The sequence below is a fragment of the Streptomyces sp. NPDC043176 genome (assembly GCF_056436715.1).
This window is the reverse complement of sequence record NZ_JBWKCA010000010.1, coordinates 133733-154358: the sequence shown is the minus strand read 5'-3', so window position 1 is coordinate 154358 and position 20626 is coordinate 133733. Positions and strand designations below refer to the sequence as shown.

The 20626-nt window shown below is 72.6% G+C and carries 18 protein-coding genes and 1 pseudogene; 8 read left to right on the top strand and 11 right to left on the bottom strand.

What is annotated here, in order from left to right; translation table 11 throughout:
- Nucleotides 1–53: 53 nt before the first annotated feature.
- Nucleotides 54–1460 carry a DUF6777 domain-containing protein gene (locus AC067A_RS18750; protein ID WP_479243565.1) on the bottom strand — a complete coding sequence of 469 codons (1407 nt, stop codon included), beginning with the start codon at nucleotides 1458–1460 and terminating at the stop codon, nucleotides 54–56.
- A gap of 265 nt (nucleotides 1461–1725) precedes the next feature.
- Here AC067A_RS18750 and AC067A_RS18745 point away from each other — a divergent pair, with 265 nt between their 5' ends.
- Together AC067A_RS18745 and AC067A_RS18740 are read left to right on the top strand one after the other, a co-directional pair.
- On the top strand, nucleotides 1726–2277 hold the full coding sequence (locus AC067A_RS18745) for a DUF1990 family protein (protein ID WP_479243564.1): 552 nt from the start codon (nucleotides 1726–1728) through the stop codon (nucleotides 2275–2277).
- A 22-nt stretch (nucleotides 2278–2299) separates the two neighbouring features.
- Nucleotides 2300–3724, top strand: coding sequence for a lipase maturation factor family protein (locus tag AC067A_RS18740; protein ID WP_479243563.1), 1425 nt, complete (start codon nucleotides 2300–2302; stop codon nucleotides 3722–3724).
- 103 nt (nucleotides 3725–3827) lie between these two features.
- Here AC067A_RS18740 and AC067A_RS18735 read toward each other — a convergent pair whose 3' ends face one another.
- From AC067A_RS18735 to AC067A_RS18725, 3 genes are all read right to left on the bottom strand, one after another.
- Nucleotides 3828–3998, bottom strand: a complete 171-nt coding sequence (locus AC067A_RS18735; RefSeq protein WP_367826996.1) for a hypothetical protein — start codon at nucleotides 3996–3998, stop codon at nucleotides 3828–3830.
- Nucleotides 3999–4286: 288 nt separating this feature from the next.
- Nucleotides 4287–5771 carry an SDR family NAD(P)-dependent oxidoreductase gene (locus AC067A_RS18730; protein ID WP_479243562.1) on the bottom strand — a complete coding sequence of 495 codons (1485 nt, stop codon included), beginning with the start codon at nucleotides 5769–5771 and terminating at the stop codon, nucleotides 4287–4289.
- Nucleotides 5772–5833: 62 nt separating this feature from the next.
- The gene (locus AC067A_RS18725; protein WP_479243561.1) at nucleotides 5834–6547 is read right to left on the bottom strand and encodes a (2Fe-2S)-binding protein; all 714 of its coding nucleotides are present in this window, start codon (nucleotides 6545–6547) and stop codon (nucleotides 5834–5836) included.
- A gap of 290 nt (nucleotides 6548–6837) precedes the next feature.
- Between AC067A_RS18725 and AC067A_RS18720 the strand changes: the two genes are divergently transcribed.
- The gene (locus AC067A_RS18720; RefSeq protein WP_479243560.1) at nucleotides 6838–7896 is read left to right on the top strand and encodes a DMT family transporter; all 1059 of its coding nucleotides are present in this window, start codon (nucleotides 6838–6840) and stop codon (nucleotides 7894–7896) included.
- Here AC067A_RS18720 and AC067A_RS18715 read toward each other — a convergent pair.
- The 3 genes from AC067A_RS18715 to AC067A_RS18705 form a co-directional block, all read right to left on the bottom strand.
- Nucleotides 7777–9249, bottom strand: a complete 1473-nt coding sequence (locus AC067A_RS18715; protein WP_479243559.1) for a transglycosylase family protein — start codon at nucleotides 9247–9249, stop codon at nucleotides 7777–7779. The two genes, AC067A_RS18720 and AC067A_RS18715, sit on opposite strands and share 120 nt — an antisense overlap.
- A 414-nt stretch (nucleotides 9250–9663) precedes the next feature.
- Entirely contained in the window at nucleotides 9664–10116 is a 453-nt protein-coding gene (gene panD, locus AC067A_RS18710) for an aspartate 1-decarboxylase (protein ID WP_479243558.1), read from the bottom strand.
- A 354-nt stretch (nucleotides 10117–10470) separates the two neighbouring features.
- Complete coding sequence (locus AC067A_RS18705) at nucleotides 10471–10710, bottom strand: hypothetical protein (RefSeq protein ID WP_479243557.1); 240 nt, start codon at nucleotides 10708–10710, stop codon at nucleotides 10471–10473.
- 688 nt (nucleotides 10711–11398) lie between these two features.
- Here AC067A_RS18705 and AC067A_RS18700 point away from each other — a divergent pair.
- The 5 genes and pseudogenes from AC067A_RS18700 to AC067A_RS18680 all read left to right on the top strand — a co-directional run.
- Nucleotides 11399–11575, top strand: a pseudogene (locus AC067A_RS18700) (IS5/IS1182 family transposase); the annotation flags it as partial.
- A 248-nt stretch (nucleotides 11576–11823) separates the two neighbouring features.
- Nucleotides 11824–12135 carry a hypothetical protein gene (locus tag AC067A_RS18695; RefSeq protein ID WP_479243556.1) on the top strand — a complete coding sequence of 104 codons (312 nt, stop codon included), beginning with the start codon at nucleotides 11824–11826 and terminating at the stop codon, nucleotides 12133–12135.
- A 14-nt stretch (nucleotides 12136–12149) separates the two neighbouring features.
- The gene (locus AC067A_RS18690; RefSeq protein WP_479243555.1) at nucleotides 12150–12695 is read left to right on the top strand and encodes a flavodoxin family protein; all 546 of its coding nucleotides are present in this window, start codon (nucleotides 12150–12152) and stop codon (nucleotides 12693–12695) included.
- A gap of 359 nt (nucleotides 12696–13054) precedes the next feature.
- Nucleotides 13055–13684: a CBS domain-containing protein gene (locus AC067A_RS18685; RefSeq protein ID WP_479243554.1), complete on the top strand. Its 630-nt coding sequence runs from the start codon at nucleotides 13055–13057 to the stop codon at nucleotides 13682–13684.
- A gap of 63 nt (nucleotides 13685–13747) precedes the next feature.
- Complete coding sequence (locus tag AC067A_RS18680) at nucleotides 13748–14434, top strand: response regulator (RefSeq protein ID WP_479243553.1); 687 nt, start codon at nucleotides 13748–13750, stop codon at nucleotides 14432–14434.
- A 5-nt stretch (nucleotides 14435–14439) separates the two neighbouring features.
- Here AC067A_RS18680 and AC067A_RS18675 read toward each other — a convergent pair whose 3' ends face one another.
- From AC067A_RS18675 to AC067A_RS18660, 4 genes are all read right to left on the bottom strand, one after another.
- On the bottom strand, nucleotides 14440–16140 hold the full coding sequence (locus tag AC067A_RS18675) for a sensor histidine kinase (protein WP_479243552.1): 1701 nt from the start codon (nucleotides 16138–16140) through the stop codon (nucleotides 14440–14442).
- Between the two features lie 88 nt (nucleotides 16141–16228).
- Nucleotides 16229–18850 carry a cation-translocating P-type ATPase gene (locus AC067A_RS18670; protein WP_479243551.1) on the bottom strand — a complete coding sequence of 874 codons (2622 nt, stop codon included), beginning with the start codon at nucleotides 18848–18850 and terminating at the stop codon, nucleotides 16229–16231.
- 7 nt (nucleotides 18851–18857) lie between these two features.
- Nucleotides 18858–19718, bottom strand: coding sequence for a universal stress protein (locus AC067A_RS18665; protein WP_479243550.1), 861 nt, complete (start codon nucleotides 19716–19718; stop codon nucleotides 18858–18860).
- Nucleotides 19715–20617 carry a universal stress protein gene (locus AC067A_RS18660; RefSeq protein ID WP_479243549.1) on the bottom strand — a complete coding sequence of 301 codons (903 nt, stop codon included), beginning with the start codon at nucleotides 20615–20617 and terminating at the stop codon, nucleotides 19715–19717. Before AC067A_RS18660 ends, AC067A_RS18665 begins: the two co-directional genes overlap by 4 nt.
- Nucleotides 20618–20626: the final 9 nt, after the last annotated feature.

Genomic DNA, 20626 nt, shown 5'->3' with positions numbered 1-20626 from the left:
TCATGGGGCCACGCTAGGCGCAGCACCGCCCCCGCGCACCAGGAAGATCGGATTCACCCTTCGAAGGTCTCCGGCCGATCCGGCATCGGCCCGGCCGGGAAGAGCTCCTCCGGGGGCAGCTCCCCGTCCGGCGCGGGGGGCGGCACGTCCTGCGGGTCGGGGTACGGCTCGGTCCGGGGGTCGGCGTACGGGTCGGGGTGGGGCTCCGTGCCGGGGTCGGTGTACGGGTCGGGATACGGCTCCGGGGTCGGGGCGGGCGGTTCGGATCCGGTGCCGCCGGTCCCGGAGGGGTCGGGGGCGGAGAGGTCGGGGGCGGGAGTCGTCGGGGCGGACGGGACGGGGACCGGGTCCGGCGAGGTACGGCGGTCCGGGGAGGGCGGAACGGGCGTGGCCGCGTCGGGGGTGGCGGCGTCGGCCAGGGCGCACTTGTCCGGGTCGCAGGCGGGTGCGACGTCCGGCTTGCGGTCCGCGTCCCCGTCACTGCCGGTCCGCCGCTCGATCCAGCTGCTGTCGGCGGCGTTCACGATGACGAGGCTGGTGACGACGGTGCTGGTCGGCCGGACGACGATGACGCGGTCGGGGTCGAAGCCGTCCCACGGGTCGCCCTGGTGGACGCCCTCCCGGACCGCGACCGGGGTGCGCAGCGGGTTGCCGCAGGCGCAGCGGACGCGCGGGGAGCCGTACTGGTCGACGAGGACCGCCGTGCCGGTCTGCAGCACGGACTGGAAGGCCGTCGCACGGCCCTCGCGGTACCCGTGGTTCGTGACCCGCGCGTCGGCGCGCAGGACGACCGGTGTCAGTCCGCGCAGCCAGTCGCCCACGTTGCGCTCGGGGATGCCCGCCGCTTCGGCGAACGCGCGGGTCTTGCCCGGGTCCGCGGCGAGGAGGGCGGCCTGCTGCTCGACGTCGCAGCTGGCCTCCGCGCGCGTCCCGCCGTACAGGCCGGGGGTGGAGCCGGCGATCTCGCGGATCTGCCCGGACCCGTCTCCCGGCTCCCGGTCCGGTGCGACCGCGAGCCGGCTGATCCGCGCGGTGGACGCGGTGAACGGGTCCGGCCCCTGGGCGCCCACCGGCTGGAGGACGATGTCCCGCGCGACGGCGGTCGCGGCCTCGACACCGCTGCCTCCCGCCCCCTCCTCCCCGGCGGAACAACCCGCCAGCAGCAGCACCGACGCCAGCGCCGCGACCGCGGAGCGGGCGCCGACGGGCGAGGCCCCCCGCCCAGGGAGGGGCGGGGCGGTCGGACCGGGGGCGGGCGGGGCCCCCCGTCCGGCGAGGGGCGGGGCTGTCAGACCGGGGGCGGTCCGGCCTGGGGCGGGCGGGGCGGTCCGGTCGGAGACGGACGGGGTGGTCCGGACCGGGGCGGACGTGGCCGTCCGGCCCGGGCGGTCGGTCGCGGCCGACCGGGCCGTCCCGTCGGCGGCGGGGGCGCGCCGTGTCCGGCGCAAGGGGGTGCGCACCTGGTTCTCCCGCTTTCTCTTCCCGGGCTCCGCGGCCCGGTTCCGGCCAGTCCTCCATATGTGTCGCAGCCCGTGGCGGGCCGCAAGCGGAGGGCCGCCGACCGGGTCGGCGGACACCCGGTCGGCCGGACGGCACGCGCCCTCCCTCCGTCTCGACCCCCGCCCGACCGGTACGCCACCACACCTCTACTTGAACGCGTTCAAGAAACGTCCTACTCTCAACTCGTCAGTTGAACGCGTTCAACCGCCGAAGGGGGATTCCGGCATGACCCGACTCACCAGCGGCCTCGCACGTCCGGCGCGACCGCGCCGGACCCTCACCTACCGGGAGGTCGGGGCGACCGGCACTCCGCAGGCGCTGCCCGACGGATACCTCCACCTGCGCCACAGCGTGGTCGTGGGCAGCGGCCGCGCCGCCTTCGAGGCCGCGGGTGCCGCCGTCACCACGTGGCGGATGCACCGGGCCTCGGGAGCGACGGTCCGCAGCGAGGCGCGGCGCGCGGAGCCCGGGGTCTGCCTGGAGGTGTCGGTGGGCGTCGGGCGGGTGCGGCTCGGCGCGCCCTGTTCGGTGATCTGGACGGCGTACGAGCAGAACCGCGTGGGCTTCGCCTACGGCACCCTGACCGGGCACCCGGAGTGCGGCGAGGAGTCGTTCGTCGTCTCGCTGGAACCCGGCGGCGCCGTCCGGTTCACGGTCACCGCCTTCAGCCGGCCCGCCACCTGGTACACCCGTCTGGGCGGTCCCCTGATCCCACGGCTCCAGCTGGCGTACGCGCGGCGCCTGGGCCGGACCCTGCGGCGCCTCGTCAGGAGGTGACCGGGGGCCGATACTGGAAGCGATGGAGTGGTTCACCGCACCCGACCACTGGCTGAGCCGGATCGTCTTCCAGCGGGGCCTCGCCGGGCTGTACTGCGTGGCGTTCCTGTCGGCCGCCCTCCAGTTCCGGGCGCTGATCGGCGAGCGCGGCATGCTCCCTGTGCCCGAGTACGTGCACCGGACCCGCCCCCGTCACACCCCCTCGCTGTTCCACTGGCGCTACTCCGACCGGCTGTTCGCGACGGTCGCCTGGTCCGGCGCCGCGCTGGCGCTCGCGCTGGTGGCCGGCGTCGGCGACGCGGTCCCGCTGGCCGTGTCGATGCTCCTGTGGTTCGTGCTCTGGGCGCTGTACCTGTCGATCGTGAACGTGGGCCAGACCTGGTACTCCTTCGGCTGGGAGTCACTGCTCCTGGAGACCGGTTTCCTCGCCGTCTTCCTGGGCAACGACGACACGGGCCCGCCCGTCCTCGTCCTCTTCCTGCTGCGCTGGCTGCTCTTCCGGGTCGAGTTCGGCGCCGGGCTCATCAAGATCCGCGGTGACGCCTGCTGGCGGAACCTGACCTGCCTCTACCACCACCACGAGACGCAGCCGATGCCCGGCCCGCTGAGCTGGTTCTTCCACCACCTCCCGCGCCCGCTGCACCGGGTGGAGGTCGCGGCCAACCACGTCGTCCAGCTCCTCGTGCCCTTCCTGCTGTTCACCCCGCAGCCGGTCGCCACGGTCGCGGCCGCCCTGATGATCGCGACCCAGCTGTGGCTGGTGCTCTCCGGCAACTTCGCCTGGCTCAACTGGCTCACCATCGTCCTCGCCCTGTCCGCCGTGGACGCCTCGCCGCTCACCGGCGCCCACCCCCAGCCGGACCCGCCGCTCTGGTACGTGGTGCTCGTCGTCCTCGTGACCGCCTTCGTCCTGGTACGGAGCTACCGCCCGGTCCGGAACCTGCTGTCCCGGCACCAGGCGATGAACCGCTCGTACGACCCGTTCCACCTGGTCAACACCTACGGCGCGTTCGGCACCGTCGGCCGGATCCGGGACGAGATCGTCGTCGAGGGCACCGACGACCCGGCTCCGCACCCGGGCACGGTCTGGCGTGAGTACGGCTTCAAGGGCAAGCCCGGCGACCTCCGCCGGCTGCCCCGGCAGTTCGCCCCGTACCACCTGCGGCTCGACTGGCTGATGTGGTTCGCGGCCCTCTCCCCCGGGTACGCGCGCGACTGGTTCGGCCCCTTCGTCGAGCGGCTGCTCGACGGCGACCGGGACACCCTGCGGCTGCTCGCCCACAACCCGTTCCCCGACGCGCCGCCCACCCATGTCCGCGCCCGGCTCTACCGGTACCGGTACACGACCTGGCGCGAGCTGCGCACGACCGGTGCGTGGTGGCACCGGACGCTGGTGCGGGAGTACCTGCCGCCGACCCGGCTACGCGCGCCCGTGGACGGCCGGTGAGCGGCGCGGGCCCGCGGACACACCTGTGCCCCCGGCAGCCGGAACACATGGGTTCCGGCGACCGGGGGCACAGGGCGGATCAGTGCTACGCCAGGGCACCGGCTCAGTCGATGCCGGGCAGGATGTGGGGCTCGGCGAGGTCGTCCTCGTAGCCCGCGAGCCGGATCGGGGCCGAGCGGGCCCACACTTCCAGGTTTCCCAGCTCGCCCTTGCGGCGGGGCCGGTCGATGGGTTCGGCCGGTCGCGGATCCTGCTTCGTCAGTTCGGGTGTCACCGCGCACTCCTCTGTGTCGCGTACCTGTAGGACAAGTGCCGGTCGGTCGCGGTGGCGCCGTTCGTCGGGCGGGACCGCGGCCTTGGTGGCAGGCCAGTCCCCGGGCCGGCTGTGAGGAAGGTGTGGCTCCTCGGTGGCCGACCGTGAGCATCAGACTAACCAAATGAGCGGATCCGCGCTCTACCGGGCTCCAAAGTGTGACGCGATCGGGTGACACAAGTCGAATGAGCGCCCTACCGATGGGTAGAACGCTCATTTCAGTCGACGGGCCTCCGCGGCCGGGCGGGCCTACCAGTTGGCGGGGGCGTAGTCCTTCAGGAAGCAGCCGTACAGGTCCTCGCCGGCCTCGCCGCGCACGACCGGGTCGTACACCCGGGCGGCGCCGTCGACCAGGTCGAGCGGGGCGTGGAAACCGGCCTCGGCCAGCCGCAGCTTGTCGAAGTGCGGGCGCTCGTCCGTGATCCAGCCGGTGTCGACGGAGGTCATGAGGATGCCGTCCGTCCTGAACATCTCCTCACCGCTGGTGCGCGTCACCATGTTCATCGCGGCCTTGGCCGCGTTGGTGTTCGGGTGACCCGCTCCCTTGTAGCCGCGGCTGAAGACACCCTCCATCGCGGACACGTTCACGACGTAGGAACGGCCGCTGGCGGCCTTCCTCGCGGCCTCGGCCATCACCGGCCGCAGCTTGCTGATCAGGATGAACGGCGCGGTGTAGTTGCACAGCTGGGTCTCGAGCAGCTCCACCGGGGAGATCTGCTCGATGCTCTGCACCCAGGTGTTGGTGTCGACGACGTCCGGCACCAGGCCGCCGGCGTCGATGGCGGTGCCGTCGAGGTGCCGGGCGATGGAGGCGTTGCCCGCGACCAGGGCGAGGTCCGCCACCTGCTGCGCGTCGAGGCCGCTCACCCCGGCGGGCAGCGACGAGCCGCTCACCAGCTCGCCGACCGCGCCGGAGTTGAAGGCACCGATGACGTGGTGGGCGGGGAGCTCACCGGCCGGCAGCGGGGCGTTCTCCCCGTCGACCAGGGCGGCGTACGCGGACGGCAGCCGGCGCACGGTCTGCGTCGCGTTGTTGATGAGGATGTCCAGCGGCCCGGCCTCGGTCATCTGGTCGGCGAGGGCCACGACCTGCGCCGGGTCGCGCAGGTCGATGCCGACGACCTCGAGGCGGTGCATCCAGTCCGCGGAGTCCTCCATCGCCTTGAAGCGGCGGATGGCGTCCTTGGGGAAACGCGTGGTGACGGTGGTGTGGGCACCGTCGCGCAGCAGCCGCAGCGCGATGTACATGCCGATCTTCGCCCGGCCGCCGGTGAGCAGCGCGCGCTTGCCGGTGAGGTCGGCGCGGGCGTCCCGCTTGGCCCGGTTCTCGGCGGCGCACGGCTGGCAGAGCTGGTGGTAGAAGTAGTCGACCTCGACGAACCGCGTCTTGCAGACGTAGCAGGAGCGCGGGCGCTGGAGTATCCCGGCGATCCGGCCTTCCTCGGTGACGGAGGAGGGCAGGAGGCCCTCTGTCTCGTCGTCGATGCGCTGCGCGGAGCCGGTGGCCGTGGCCTCGGTGACCGCCTTGTCGTTGGCGGTCTTCGCGGCCCGGCGCTCCTGGCGGCGGCGCTGCTTCACGGTCCGGTAGATCCCGGCGGTGGCGCGCCGGACGCGGATGGCGTCCGGGTGGTCGACGTCGAGCTTGTCGAGCTCGTCGAGGACGCTCAGGCAGACGGCCAGGCGCTCGGGGTCGACGCCCGGCCCGTAGTCCTGGGTTTCTTCGGTCACCGTCATGGCCTTCGGGTTCCTCGTTCGCTCGTGCGTCTCACCGCTCAGGGGCTTTCAAAGAAGCAACTTTACGGAGCGGGGGGCCGCGCCTCCAAACCCGTACGGGGAGCGTGGTCGAAGACACAGTCGCCGCACAGACCGCCGCCGGGGCAGCGGTAGTAGAGGCAGCAGCTGGACCGGCGCAGCCGGGGTCCGCGGACCGTGCCCGCGAGTCCGGGACGGGCGAGGAGCCCGGAGACCAGGGCGGTGGCCCGCTCGGCCGCGTCCGGCCGCCGGTGGACGGCCGCCCACCGGCTCAGCTCCCGCAGCGCGCCGGCCAGCGCCGAGCCCGCGTTGCCCCACAGCAGCCGGGCCGAGATCCCCCCGTCCCGGCGCAGCGCCGCGTGCAGTGGGCCGAGGTGGGCCTCGAGGACCACCTCGGCGAGCTCGTCCACGGTGGCGGGGCGGGTGGCGGAGCCCGACCACCACAGGTCGTCGGGGGAGGTGAGGGCCCCGTCCCAGTGCAGCTCGCCGGGGGCCAGGTCCGGGAAGCGGCCGTACAGCGCGGCCGGTCCCAGGGCGGTCGACCAGAGGCGGGCGGCGAGTCCGAGGTGGGCGATCGAGGCCGCGACGCGCCGCTCGGGGGTGCCGAGCCGGGCGGCGACCCGGTCCACGCGCGCGGTGAGGGGGTCGTCCTCCCCCGCGTACAGCCGGTCGAGCGGGCGGTGCGCCCCGCCGTCCTCCGGCGGGCTGGTCCGCAGGGCGAAGAACCCGCCCACCGCTCCGCTCTCCACGAGATCCACGCGCCTGCGCCCCCGGTCCGTCGCCGTCCGTCCCGCCCCGGGCCTGGCAGCCCGGACGGAGCCCTGCCGCGGGCTCGCCGCCCACCGTAGCCCGGGCTTTCTCGCACCCCCGTTCCGGCGTCGGCCGGGCACTCGCCCCGGGGGCCGGAAAGCGGCTTTCCACCCCATCCGACCTGCGAAGGCGTACGTCTCAAGGTGTACGCGGGACCCGCGTACTGCGCCGGTGGTACGTGCGAAGACGTCCCCTGGTACGACGACGGGATCGGCCGGGAAGAGAGATCGTGGAAGGTATGAGCCCTCTCATGGTGTCCGTCCTCCTGGCCCTGGTCTCCGCGGTCGCCTACGCGTCCGCGGCGATCGTGCAGGAGCGGGTCGCGGCCTCCGCCACGGGTCCGCGCTACGCGCCGCTGCGCAGCCCGGCCTGGTGGGGTTCCGTCCTGCTCAACGGCGTCGGCGCGGCGCTGCACGTCGCCGCCCTCGCGTACGGGCCGCTCAGCCTGGTCCAGCCGCTGGGCGCGCTCACGATCGTCTTCGCGCTGCCCTTGGCGGCCCTGTTCGTCGGCCGCGCGGCCGGGCGGCGGGCCTGGCGCGGGGCCGTCATGGCCACCGCGGGCCTCGCCGGGCTGCTGAGCCTGACCAGCGGCGCCGAGGCGCGGGGGCTGACCGACGACGAGCGCTGGCTGCTCGCGGCGGCGACGTTCGGCGCGGTGGCCGTCCTGTTCACGGTGGCGCGCCTGGTGGGCCGCTCGGTGCTGCGCAGCATCGTGCTGGCCGCCGCGGCGGGCGTCTCGTTCGGCATCGCGTCGGTCTTCACCAAGGCGGTCGCCGAGGAGTGGGCGCCCCGCACGCCGCTCGCCGAGTGGACGACGCTGCTGGTCCTGTCGGCCCTCGCCGTGACCGGGCTCCTCCTCTCCCAGGCCTCGTACCGGGGCGCCGGGCTCGCCGCCCCGCTGGCCACCGTCACCGTGGTCAACCCGGTGGTCGCCGCGGCCGTGGGCCTGACCCTGTTCGGCGAGAGCTTCCGGTACGGCACCGCCGGCACCGTGGCCGCCCTGATCTGCGGCGCCGTGGCCGCGGGCGGACTCGTCCAGCTCATGCTGGACCGGATGACCGTGCCCCCGGACGCGCCGGCGGTGTCATCGCCGGCATCGCCTCCGGCGTCCGGGGCGGCCCGGGGGCCGTCCGAGGTCCGGGAGCCGGCGGTCCGCCGGGAGTCCGTCACCCGGCGGTCAGAGGGCGACGCCCCGGGCCCTGAGGTAGGCCAGCGGGTCGATGTCGGACCCGTACCCGGGACCCGTCCGCACCTCGAAGTGGAGATGCGGTCCCGTGCTGTTGCCGGTCGATCCTGAGCGCGCGATGCGCTGACCGGCGCTCACCCGTTGGCCGTCACGGACACTGAGCGCGGAGAGGTGCGCGTACTGGCTGTAGCGGCCGTCGTCGTGCCGCAGGACGATCTGGTAGCCGTACGCCCCCGCCCACCCGGCGGAGACGATCCGCCCGGCGGCCACGGCCTTGACCGAGGTCCCCGTGGGCACGGGGAAGTCCACGCCGGTGTGGTAGCCGCTGGACCAGGAGCTGCCCGGCTTGCCGTAGCGGGTGCCGATGCCCGCGGAGACGGGTGCCGAGTAGCGGTCCTCGTCGGGCTCGGCCGCGGGCCGGGGCCGTGGCGTCTGCTGGGGGACCGGTTTCGGCTTCGGCTTGGCCGTCGCGGGCTTCGGGGCCGGCTTCTTCGCCGCGGGTCTCGGGGCGGGCCCCGGGACGGGCTTCGTCACCGGTCCCGGGGCCGGTCTCGTCGAGGCCGTCGGCGCCGGTCGCGGCGCGGTGGGGCGCGTGGCGGGGGTCTTGGACGGCTGCGTCCCGGGACGTGTGGCTCCGGCGGGCGGGGCGGGCCGGGCGGTCTGCCCCGCCGCCTTCGCCGCCGGGGCGGCGGACCCGGCCGACGGGGTCGGCTTCGGGGGCGGGGTCGCCGTGGCCGGCTTCCGCTCCTCCCCGGTGTCCGCCTTGCGGGGGGCGGCGATGCGGAGGGTGAGGCGCTGGCCGGGGTGGATGAGGTCGGGGTCGTCTCCGACGACCCGCCGGTTGGCCTCGTAGAGGCGCTTCCAGCCGCCTTGGACGTGCTCGTCGCGGGCGATCGCCGACAGCGAGTCGCCGGGAGTCACGGTGTACATCTCGCGGACGGTCGGCACGGCGGTGGGGCCGGCGTTCCCGGCGGGCTGCTCCGGTAAGGCGCGTTGCCCGGGCAGGGACGCGGTCAGGGGCGCGTTCCCCGCACGGGACGGCTGCTGTGCCGTGCCGCGCCCGGGGGAGGTCTCCGGGACCTCTCCGCCCCGGGCGAGGCCCGCCCGCGGCCCGCAGGACGGCCAGGCGCCGGGCCCCTGGCCCTTGAGGACGCGCTCGGCGATGGCGATCTGCTGGTCCTTGGACGCGAGGTCGGCGCGCGGCGCGTAGTGCGTCCCGCCGTACCGCTCCCAGGTGGACTGGCTGAACTGCAGGCCGCCGAAGTAGCCGTTGCCCGTGTTGATGCGCCAGCTGGAGGAGGACTCGCAGGCCGCGACCTTCTCCCACACGTCGAGCGAGGCCGCCTGTACCGCGCCCGCCCCGATGAGCGGCAGCGCCATTCCGGCGCTTCCCGCGGTGACGGTGAGCGAGGCGCGGTTGATCCGGCTCGGCTGGTGGCGGCGGTGACGTCCGCGTACGGCCATGGGCCCCCCTTGAACACAGCAGCAGCCGTCCAAGTTAGGGGTGGCGCACGCTCCGTGACAAGGGCTTCGCGGAACCTCAAGGCTCCTGTGTCACCTCTGTGTTGACGCCCGCCCCAGACCCGCCGGGCCCGGCTGGGGCTGAGGCTCGGGCTCCGGTACGGGCCCGCCGGGCTGCGGCGGCGCCGGCGGCGCGGGGTCCGGCGGCACCGGGATCGGGTTCGGCGGCGGCACCGGAGGCGGCGACGGCGGGATCGGCGAGGGCGGCTGCGGCTCGGGGTAGGGCGGTTGCGTCATCACGGACCTCTCTGTCGACGGGTTCCCCCTACCCAGGGTGGCCCGGCTGACGCACCCGCGCCCGCCGGACCCCGCCCTTCGGGTTCCGTGACCCCCGTCGCCCGGAGCTTCGCGCGTCGCTCAGACCCGCACGGGCACGGCCGCGGGCTCCCCCGCACCGGGCACCGCGTGCGGGGCCCGCACCGTGTCACTCCCCGGCACGGGCGCGGACGCGTCCGCGCCCAGCTCCACGATCCGGTTGTCCGCGTCGACGTGCACCACCCTCGGCACGAACGTCCGCGCCTCCGCGTCGTCGACCTGGGCATAGCTGATGAGGATGACCAGGTCCCCGGGGTGCACGAGGTGCGCGGCCGCACCGTTGATCCCTATCACGCCGGAACCGCGCTCCCCCTCGATGACATACGTCTCGAGACGCGCCCCGTTGTCGATGTCGACGATGTGCACCAACTCGCCGGGCAGAAGATCGGCCGCCTCCATCAGCTCCGCGTCGACAGTCACGGAACCGACGTAGTGGAGGTCCGCCTGGGTCACGGTCGCCCGGTGGATCTTGGACTTGAACAGAGTACGCAGCACTTGGGACTCCTCTGGTACGGCTCCCTGCCTGCTTTCTGCAGGTCAAGGGCGGTCTCGACTGTACACCGGCACGCGCCGAACGATGTTTGTGAGGAACATCGCTCTGCCTAGGCGATACGGCCCCCACCTGGGCTTTCACGCCGTCACCGGCGGCTGTTCGGGCAATTCTCTGGGAACGCGCTGCGGCTCATGCTGACTGAATGCTGACTTTCCTGATGAGCCGTCACGCATGCGGGAGACCCCTCTGCGCACACGGACGACGTGCGTCCACGCGTCACCGTTCTGCCGGGCATCCCTGTCGGGCACCGACATCGCTCCAGTTCGTGGAAGACGGTCTCTTTGGCCATCGTCCGGTCAACGCTCGATCGTCCCATTCGCCGACACCGAGAACAGCAGCTGTGCCCACTCGCGAAGCGGAGCAGCCAACGCCGTGCCACAGGAGTTGACGACCCACGAAGCCAGCAGGACGGGCGAATAGGTCCGGTCGGTCTCTCCTGTGGCAACAAGCAGCCGGTCGGTACCTCGCAGCATCCCTGACGCCAGACGGCCGCCGAACAGGAGCGCGGCCAGCACGAGCATCGCCCTCAGCAGCACCCGGATGCATCCCAGGACCTCGATGCCGATTTCATCGGCTTCACGGACGGGTGGGGTGCCACATTCGTCGGTCGGTCGCGGGGCACGAGAACGCGTAGTGCGCCCGGGCGCAGTGTGCAGACGATCGACATACGCGTGCCAGGGTCTTTCCGCCAACGGCCATGAGGGCTGCTCGGCGTACCCCCGGACATGGCGAGCGACGAGAACGTCGTGGCGCCGCCCTCTTCTCCGAGGTGCTGGGCGAGACCGTGCCGTACCTCGACGACGAGGCGCTCCGGGCGTCGATGGGCGACGTGTTCGACAGGATGCGGGCCTACCTGCGATGCGAGCGCGGAACCTACGACGACGTGCCGCACCATCCAGCCGTCACGGAGCTGCTCGGGCGTCCGCAGGAAACGCCGCGGGACCAATCACCGACCACCAGAGGATGTTCCGATGACCGACCCAGCGCTCCAGGCGGTGGCACTACGGCGGGACCATCAGCAGGGAACGAACCTGCCGCCGCATCGCAACCCCTTCACTTCTCGCCACGTCCCAGCAGTGGTGGCCCGATCGCACGCAAGTACCCGCGCCACAGCACTTCCGGCGACGGCATCGTGGGTTCGCCACCCCCGGGTGACGCATCTGTGGCGATGTGGCCCAGCTCATCCCCTGCTTCAGGCAGTGCTGCCCCATGGTCTGGGCAACCGGCGTCAAACCCCTGATCGCCCGCCTCGGAGACCCACACGCCTCCGGCCTCGGCGTCCACCGGTGGATAGTGGAACGGACCATCGCCCGGCTCCACTGCTTCCGCCGGCTCCGCATCCGCCGGGAACGACGTGACGACCTCCACGAAGCCTTCCTCCGCCTCACAACCTGCCTGATCACCCGCCGACACGTCCCACTCTCTTGTCAGGACCTTTGGACCGCGGCCGACGCGGTGCACCTGCTGCGCGTGCTCAAGACCGGCGAAAAGTTCGGAGGACAGCGAAGGCCGTCACCAGGGAGCTCGGCGCGGAGGCCGTCGCCGTCGTGGGGCGGACGAAGACATCGGCGACGGTACGGGGCCGTTCGGCCCCAGCGGGATTCCCGTCCTGGGGACCAGACTGGTGACGTCGGATCCGGGAGGCCTCCATGAGTGCCCAGCCGAGCGTCGCCACGACAGCCGAGTCCCTTTTGCTCGACGCGGCTCTGCCCGGGTCCCGGCTCTCCCGCCTGGAGTGCGCCGTGGTCGCCACCGCACCGGACGTCGTGCACGGCGCGACCCGTGATCTGGACATGTTGTTCAGCACGGCGGTCCCTTTTGTCTGCGAAGCGCGTACCGCTTGCACCGACCCGATTTCCGCCGCATGGTCCGGCCGCTACCGAGCGCTGGTTTCCCCAGGCGTCGGCATCGTGCCGCGCGCGGTCGAAGCGGCTGCGGAAGCCTGGGAACGAAGCACATGAGGAGATGAGGCGTGATGCGTGCTGTGATCGTGTACGAGAGCCTGTTCGGCAACACGCGCGAGATCGCTGACGCGATCGGCGAAGGTCTGAAGGAGGCACACCCGGTCGCCGAGGTCGAGTGCGTGGCAGTGGTCGACGCGCTGCCGGAGCGCATCGGCCCCACCGACCTGCTGGTCGTCGGCGGGCCGACCCACATGCGGGGCATGACCACCGGGATGAGCCGGAAGATGGGGCTGAAGGCCGAGCAGCAGGAGGCCGAGAAGGAGGAACGTCCCTTCTCTCCCGAGGAGGGCGCCGAGGGCCCTGGAGTCCGCGACTGGTTCCACGACACGCTTCCGAAGGCCCACACCGGCACCCACGCCGCCGCGGCCTTCGACACCAGGGCGGACATGCGCCTGGCCGGCGCCGCCGCCGGCGGCATCGCCCGCCGGCTGCGCAGCCACGGCTATGAACTCGTCGCGGAGCCGGAGGGCTTCGTCATCGAGGACACCGAAGGCCCGCTGCGCGAGGACGAGCGGGATCGTGCCAGGGCATGGGGGGCGTCTCTCCAGGTTGCCTGACCGATCCGCACGGGAGCCATCGGCGAGGGCGAGAGCACGTCGAGCAGGCCCCTTCTGTAGCAGAGACCGCCGCGCAAGGGCCGTGTGAGCTCCTTCTCGTGGAGGTCTCGACCGAGCGGCCGGAGCCGAGGATCGGCTGGACGTGAGCCTTGAGACCCATGGCGACAGCAGCCGGTGAGGTGAGGATCGGGTCCGCGCATCCCGGCCGCCTCGCTTTCCGCTCCGCCCGGGACAGGTGGGACAGGCTCGCACGGGCCGACCAGGGTCCCAGAGGGGCCATCCGGCCCTCCTCCCCTCTCGCAGGACGCGGCCAGACTCGGAGTGGACACCGTAGGTCTTCACTCCTCTGGGAGAACGAAATGACCGCCTCGCGCTACACCGTCAGCGACGTCATGACCCACACCGCCATCGCCATCGGGCGTGACGCGCCGTACAAGGAGATCGTCGAGCTCATGGACCACTGGAAGGTGAGTGCCTTGCCCGTCCTGGAGGGCGAGGGGCGGGTGATCGGGGTCGTCTCGGAGGCCGATCTGCTGCCGAAGGAGGAGTTCCGCACCGACGAGCCCCGTCCGGACGAGTTCGCCGCGGCGTCCAAGGCCGGAGCCGTACGAGCCGGGGAACTCATGTCCAGCCCGGCCGTGACCGTCCATCCCGACGCGACGCTCGCCGAAGCGGCGCGGATCATGGCGACGCGGCGGGTGAAGCGCCTGCCCGTGGTCGACGGCGTCGGCATGCTGGAGGGGGTGGTCAGCCGGAGCGATCTGCTGAAGGTGTTCCTCCGTACGGACGCCGAGATCGAGGAGGACATCCGCCACTCCGTGCTCGCCGAACCGGCCACCCCCGTGGGACTCGACGTCGTGGTCGCGGACGGTGTGGCCACGATCAGTGGGGCGCTCTCGGACAGATCCCTGGTGCCGCTGGTCGCCCGCGCCGTGCGGGCCGTGGAGGGCGTGGTCGACGTCCGAATGGATCTCGCCGTCGCCCCTTGAGGCGCTCCATGACGGACAATCCTTGTGAGGGCGGGTGTCCACCGACCGACCACAGAGGTCGCCATGAACGATCTGCCGGCAGCCACCGCACCGACGCGGGTGTTCCTCGTCGATGATCACGAGGTCGTCCGCCGGGGCCTTCGTGACCTGATCGACGACGAGCCCGACATGGAGGTGGTCGGCGAGGCGTCGACGGCCGAGCAGGCGCTGGCCAGGGGGCCCGCGCTCCGGCCGGACGTGGCGGTGCTCGACGTACGGCTGCCCGACGGCGACGGCATCTCCGTGTGCCGGGAACTGCGCTCCCGGATGCCCGAGCTGGCCTGTCTGATGCTGACATCGTTCGACGACGAGGACGCGCTCCTCGACGCGATCATGGCCGGTGCGGCCGGATACGTCCTCAAGCAGATCAAGGGGGCCGATCTGGTGTCGGCGGTACGGAGCGTGGCCACGGGCCAGTCGATGCTCGATCCTGCCACCACCGCCCGGCTGATGCGCTCCCTGCGCGACCCCGGGGCGGCGAAGCCGCCGGAGGACGAGCGGCTCGCGGTCCTGTCCGAGAGGGAGCGATCGGTCCTCGAACTCATCGGGGAGGGACTCACCAACCGGCAGATCGCCAAACGCCTCTATCTCTCGGAGAAGACGGTCAAGAACCACATCTCACGGCTGCTGGGCAAGCTCGGCGTCGAGCGCCGGGTCCAGGCCGCCGTCATCGCCGCGCAGGTCCACGAACACGACGCCGAGGAGAAGTAGCGCGGTCAAAGGTCCTCGTTCGACAGCGGAACCCGCCACTCGAGTACCGTGCCGCTGCCGGGTTCCGCCCGCGCGCGGACCGACAGGGTGCCGCCCAGCCGCTCGGCCCGTTCGGACATGTTCCGCAGTCCACTGCGCCTGCCGCCCTGCGGTATGCCCACGCCATCGTCACTCACCGTCACCGCCAGGACGCCCTCCTCGGCGGCAACCGCCACCTCCACCCTCCGGGCCCGGGCGTGCCGTGCCACGTTGGTGAGGGCCTCCCCGAGAACGGCGAGCGCTTCCTCGGCCGCTTCCGGCGGCACGTCCGTGTCCAGCAGGCCTTCCATCCGCAGCGCCGGAGCGAATCCGAGCGTCGACGCGGCCGATTCCACCGCTTTGACGACACGGTTCCTGAGTTTCGGGGCACTTCCAGGGGTGTCGTGTTCCCGGAGCCCGAAGATGGTCGATCGGATGATCTTGATCGTGGCGTCCAGGTCGTCGACGGCCCGCGTCAGCCGCTCCACGGCCTCCGGGTGCTCGACGAACCGCCGCGCGCTCTGCAGCGTCATCCCCGTGGCGAACAGGCGCTGAATGGCCAGGTCGTGCAGATCTCTTGCGATCCGGTCGCGATCTTCCAGAAGGCTCACCTGCTCGGCGTCACGGCGCCGGTCGGCCAGTTCGAGCGCCAGGGCCGCCTGCCCGGCGAACCCCGGGAGAGCCGTGATCTCGGCGCCCGCGAAGGGCGGCCGCGCTCGACGCCGGGCGAGGATCAGTACGCCGCTCAGCCGCTCCTTCGTGCCGACCGTCACCGCCACCGCCGGCCCGAAGCCCCTCCAGCGCTCCGGCTGCACCGTCACCCGCTCATCGCTCTCCACGTCCGCCAGCGTGACCAGTCCGTCCTCCTCCTCAAGGGCGGCGGCTGCCAGGGTTCCCTCGCTGCTCGGCAGGACCACGCCCCGATGCGCGTCGGCCCCCGCACCGCGCGCCAATGACCCCCGTAGCTCGCCCTCCGGGCCCACCAGATAGAAGACCCCCATGTCGGCGCCCGCGATGTCCACGGCCTGCTCCAGCATCCCGTCGAGCACCAGGGTCTCCTCCGAGCCCGACAGCAGGGCACTGGTGAGGTCGGCGCTCGCGGCCAACCACCGCTGCCGCAGTCGGCCCTCCTCGTAGAGGCGGGCGTTCTCGATCGCGATGCCGGCCGCGACCGCCAGGGTCGTGACCACGGCCTCGTCCTCGGTGTCGAAGTCCGCCCCGCCCCGCTTCTCGGTGAGGTAGAGGTTGCCGAACACCTCGTCGCGGATGCGGATCGGGACGCCGAGAAACGTGTGCATCGGCGGGTGGTGCGGCGGGAAGCCGTACGAGGCCGGGTGCTCGGACAACTCGGAGAGGCGCAGCGGCTGGGGGTTGCGGATCAGTTCGCCGAGGATGCCGTGCCCGGAGGGCAGATCCCCGATCCGCTCCCAGACGTCGTCGTCGATGCCGACGGGGACGAACTCGGAGAGCCTCCGGTCCTCCCCGATGACGCCCAAGGCCCCGTACTCGGCGTCCACAAGGGTCACGGCGGCCTCAACGATGCCCCGCAGTACCTGGGGCAGGTCCAGTTCCCGGCCCACGGACATGACGGCCTCGAGGAGCCCGTTCAACCGGTCCCTCGTGCCTCGCACCTCGTCGATACGTGCCTGAAGTTCGTCGAGCAGCTCGTCCAGTCTCAGCCGTGGCATCCGCGTGTCCGCGGATGGGGAGTCCTCCCGGCTCATCAAGACCTCCGGTCACGTCAGGCGCATGGGCGGCACCCGTGGCGCCCGGCCTTCACGGTAGTCCCGGTGCTCCGACAGTTCCTGTCGGGCTCGTTCCCCGGAAGGCGCTCCGGACGAGTCGTGCGGCAAGGAATCCCGCGGGTGCACAGGCGACAGCGATGCCGATGCCTGCCCAGCCGAGCGGTTCCGTCTCCAGGACCGAGCTCAGGAAGGGCACGTACAGCGCTGCCGCGGCCAGCAGCGTGGAGGCGAGGACGGACAGGGGAAGGAACGGGTTCTTCCTGGTGAGCAGCCGGGTACGCAGCCCCAGGACGACGCCGAGCTGCGCGGCGAGGAGGGCGAGGAAGAGGACGCTCTGCCAGGCCAGGTCCAGTGTCTGGGCGGCGAGCCCCGCGCCGAGTGAAGCGGCCGTGACGACGGCGGCCAGGACGAGCAGGCGCTGCCAGGCACCTCCACCGAGGATGTGCTGGTCCGACGGACGTGGTGGTCGTCGCATCGCTCCCGGGGAGGCTGGTTCCGCGCCCATGGCGACGCCGGTGAGGCCGTGCGTGAGGAGGTTGCCCCACAGGATCTGGCCCGCTCGCAGGGGAAGGGGCAGCCCGAGCAGCGGGCCGAGCAGCATGACGAGGATCTCGGCGGCGCCGCCTGCCATCCCGTAGATCAGGAAACGGCGGATGTTGTCGTAGACGCGCCGTCCCTCGTCGACGGCCGCCACGACCGTCGAGAGCTCGTCGTCGGTGAGGACGAGGTCGGCGGCCTGGCGCGCGCCCTCCGTGCCGCGCGCGCCCATGGCGACGCCGATGTCGGCGCGGTGCAGGGCGGGGCCGTCGTTGACCCCGTCGCCGGTCATCGCGGTCACCGCTCCCCCGGCGCGCCACGTCTCGACGATGTCCAGCTTCTGTTGGGGGTCCGTACGGGCGAAGACCCGCACCGCGGTGAGATCGGCAACGCGACCTGCGGCCACGTCCGCCCCCGTGACGACGTGGCCTTCCGTCTCGCCGCCGTCGCCCATGAGCGCGACGTGGGACGCGACCGCCCGAGCCGTCGCCGGATGGTCCCCGGTGATGAGGACGGGGGTGATGCCGGCCGCCCGGCAGGAGGCGAGGGTCGCTGCGGCATGTGGCTTGGGCGGGTCGTCGAGCGCGACGAGGCCGAGGAGCGTGAGTCCCGACTCCGCCGCGGTGACCGGGCTCGGGACGTCGTTCCGCACGCCCGATGCCACGGCGAGCACACGGTGCCCCTGGGCGGCCAGGCTCGCGACCTCCTGGCAGGCCGCCGCGAGCGTCTCCGGAGGGTCGAGCAGGACGGCCGGGTCGAGTACGGCTTCGGGGGCACCCTTCAGACAGACGGAGACCCGGCCCTCCCCGGTCGCGTGCAGCGTGGTCATGCGTCTGCGGAGGCTGTCGAAGGGTGCTTCTGCGAGCCGGAGACGGATCGTCGCCAGTTCTGCGGAATCCGGGCAGCCCGCCTTGGCCGCGGCCGTGAGCAGAGCGGCTTCCATGGGGTCGCCCAGGGCTGTCCAGCGGCCGTCGGAGGTCCCGTCGTCCGCCGGGCGCAGCGTGGCGTCGTTGCACAGGGCGGTCACGGTCAGGAGCTCCGTCAGGGGTTCGAGCTCGTCCGCTTCCGCGGGCCGTCCGGCGATCAGGACCTCGCCCACGGGTTCGTACCCCATGCCCGAGAGTTCGGCGCTCATCCGTGGTGTCCAGACGTGCTGGACGACCATGCGGCCCTCGGTCAGGGTGCCGGTCTTGTCGGTGGCGAGGACGGACACCGAGCCGAGCGTCTCCACCGCGGGCAGCCGCCGCACCAAGGCGTGCCGGGCGACCATGCGTCGGGCCCCCAGCGCGAGTGCCAGGGTGACGACGGCGGGAAGGGACTCGGGGACTGCCGCCACGGCCAGGCTGATGGCGGTGACGGCCATCGTGCCGAGCGGGATCCCCCGCACCAGGCCGAGGGCGAAGACCAGGACGCACAAGGCGAGCGTCACGGCCGCGAGGACGCGCCCGAGGGCGGCGAGTCGGCGCTGCAGCGGGGTCGGCTCGCGACGTTCGTCGAGAAGAGCCGCGATGCGGCCGAGGGCGCTGCCTGCACCGGTCGCCTTGACCACTGCCACACCCCGGCCGCGCACGACGACCGTGCCCGCGCTCAGCGTCGCACCGGCTTCCTTGTCGACCGGCACGGACTCTCCGGTGAGCATGGACTCGTCCACCAGTACGGCGGACGCCTCGGCGAGCTCGGCGTCGGCCGCGACGATGTCGCCCTCACCCACCAGGAGGACATCGTCCGGGACGATCGACACCACCGGGAGGTCGCAGACGGCACCGTCGCGCCGCACGCGCGCGTGCGGCGCGGTGAGGGCAGAGAGGGCGGCGACGGCATTGTCGGCCCGGATCTCCTGCGCCACGCCGACGGTCGTGTTCACGAGGACGACCAGCCCGATGACGATCGCGTCGGGATGGTCGCCGATCGCGAAGGTCAGCACGACGGCCCCGAGGAGCACCATGATCAGGGGGTCGGTCAGCTGGGCCAGGACCCGCTTGTGGAGGCGCACGGGCTTTCTCGCGGCCACCTCGTTGGGGGCTGCGTCGGCGAACCGCCGGGCGGCCTCCTCCTGGGTGAGTCCCGTCGTCTCCCGCACCGGCGTAGAGGCCTGGTCCGATGCCGACGTCGTCATGGCCCGCTCACCCGGCGGGGACGGTGATCACCGGGCAGTGGGCCCGGTGCAGCAGCCCATGGGCGACGGAGCCGACCCGCATCCCGGTGTAGCCGCCCCGGCCTCGACGGCCGACGACGACGGCAAGGGCGTGCTCGGCCGCGTCCGCGAGCGTCTCCACCGGGGAACCGATGGGAACCTCGTGGGTGAGCCGGACGTCGGGGTACTTCTCCGCCCAGCCCGCGGTGGTCTCCGAGAGGAGGCGGCGCTCGGCGTGGAACAGCGTGCCGGCGCTGTGCGGGGAGAAAACGGGGGGTTGCCAGACGGCGGCGGCACGCAGTGCGCAGCGCCGGAGGTCGGCTTCCTCGAAGGCCCAGGCCAGGGCTGCTCGTGAGGCCTCGCTGCCGTCGACGCCGACCACGAGGTAGGGCGTCTCCTGCGTGACGTGTTCCGCGTCGCCGACGACGACCACCGGACAGTGCGCCTTCGCGGTGACCGGGACGACCAGGGAGCCGGCGCTCAGGAACTCCTCGGTGCGGCTGAGGTGCCTGGAGCCCAGCACGATCATGTGGGCCTCGTGTGACAGACCGGCCAGGGCTCCCGCCGGGAACCCGTCGAGCAGGGAGGAGGTGGCCTTGACGGCCGGCTGCCGGGCGTGCGCCCAGGCGAGCGCGGTACGCAGGGCTTCCGTGCCGGCCTGCCGCTGTGCCTGGTGGCGGGGGGTGTCGTCGACGTGTTGGGTGTCGTGCTGCGGTGGTACCGCGACCACCAGGCGCAGTCCTCGGCCTCGCAGGTGAGCCTCGTCCGCGGCCCAGGCAAGGGCCATGTGCCAGTTCCTGACCGGGTCGATACCGACGACGATGTCGCTGTGATCCGTGGTGCTGGTCATGACGTGCTCCCATGTCCGGGTCCTTGCCGCGGGATGAGCTCCACGGGGCAGTGGGCGTGCTGCAGCAGGGTCAGCGTGATCCGCCCGAGCGTCGGTCCCAGGTAGCCGGGCGATCGTCGACCGCCGACGACCAGAAGGTCGGCGTGGTGCGACGCGTCGACGAGAGCTCCGGGCACGCTGTGGCTCTTCCGGCCCTCGGCCTGCACGGTCAGGTTCGGGAACTCCTCCCGGATCCGGTCCGAGACCGCGGACAGTACTCGTGCGTGAGGACGGGCGCTTCCGTCGCCGCCGTCGCTCGACGCGGCTCGTGAGCCGATGGCCGGCCCCACGTTCCAGATGTGCAGGAGCCACAAGGGCACCTTTCGCAGCAGGGCTTCGCGGGCCGCCGCACGGGCGCAGCCCACGTCGGCCTCGTCCCGGACCACTGCGAGGACCGCGCCGGTCTCGACGGGCTCCGTGGCCCCTCGCACCACGACCACGGGCGTGGTGGCACCGGCCGCGACCTCAAGACCGACCGATCCGAGCAACAGGGACGAGAACCCGCCAAGACCCCGGTGTCCGACGACGATCGTGCCGGTCAGGGCGGCGGCCCGCCGCAGGCTGCCGGGAGCCGGGCCATCGGCGAGTTCCTCGACGACCGCCAGCTCGGGATGTCGCTCCGTGACCGCCTCGGCGGTCCGGTCGAGCAACTCACGCCCTGCTTGCCGACCCCTGACGATCTCCGCCTCGGACAGGAACGGGGTCGATGCGTCCGTGTCCGCCGCATGAACGAGACAGAGGGTGCTGCCCCGCAGGGCCGCCTCCGCTGCCGCCCACATCACCGCCGTGTGCGCGGACGGTGATCCGTCGACGCCGACGACGACCCTGCCCGGACCGAAACGGGCTGTGGTTCCGTTCATGACCCCTCC

Bases quoted from the DNA above. Each gene is read 5' to 3' on its own strand.
- AC067A_RS18745 (WP_479243564.1), top strand. From the start codon at position 1,726: ATGACCCGACTCACCAGCGGCCTCGCACGTCCGGCGCGACCGCGCCGG.
- AC067A_RS18695 (WP_479243556.1), top strand. From the start codon at position 11,824: ATGAGTGCCCAGCCGAGCGTCGCCACGACAGCCGAGTCCCTTTTGCTC.
- AC067A_RS18660 (WP_479243549.1), bottom strand. From the start codon at position 20,617: ATGAACGGAACCACAGCCCGTTTCGGTCCGGGCAGGGTCGTCGTCGGC.
- AC067A_RS18665 (WP_479243550.1), bottom strand. From the start codon at position 19,718: ATGACCAGCACCACGGATCACAGCGACATCGTCGTCGGTATCGACCCG.
- AC067A_RS18715 (WP_479243559.1), bottom strand. From the start codon at position 9,249: ATGGCCGTACGCGGACGTCACCGCCGCCACCAGCCGAGCCGGATCAAC.
- AC067A_RS18680 (WP_479243553.1), top strand. From the start codon at position 13,748: ATGAACGATCTGCCGGCAGCCACCGCACCGACGCGGGTGTTCCTCGTC.
- AC067A_RS18675 (WP_479243552.1), bottom strand. From the start codon at position 16,140: ATGCCACGGCTGAGACTGGACGAGCTGCTCGACGAACTTCAGGCACGT.
- AC067A_RS18720 (WP_479243560.1), top strand. From the start codon at position 6,838: ATGAGCCCTCTCATGGTGTCCGTCCTCCTGGCCCTGGTCTCCGCGGTC.
- AC067A_RS18690 (WP_479243555.1), top strand. From the start codon at position 12,150: ATGCGTGCTGTGATCGTGTACGAGAGCCTGTTCGGCAACACGCGCGAG.
- AC067A_RS18730 (WP_479243562.1), bottom strand. From the start codon at position 5,771: ATGACGGTGACCGAAGAAACCCAGGACTACGGGCCGGGCGTCGACCCC.
- AC067A_RS18685 (WP_479243554.1), top strand. From the start codon at position 13,055: ATGACCGCCTCGCGCTACACCGTCAGCGACGTCATGACCCACACCGCC.
- AC067A_RS18670 (WP_479243551.1), bottom strand. From the start codon at position 18,850: ATGACGACGTCGGCATCGGACCAGGCCTCTACGCCGGTGCGGGAGACG.
- AC067A_RS18740 (WP_479243563.1), top strand. From the start codon at position 2,300: ATGGAGTGGTTCACCGCACCCGACCACTGGCTGAGCCGGATCGTCTTC.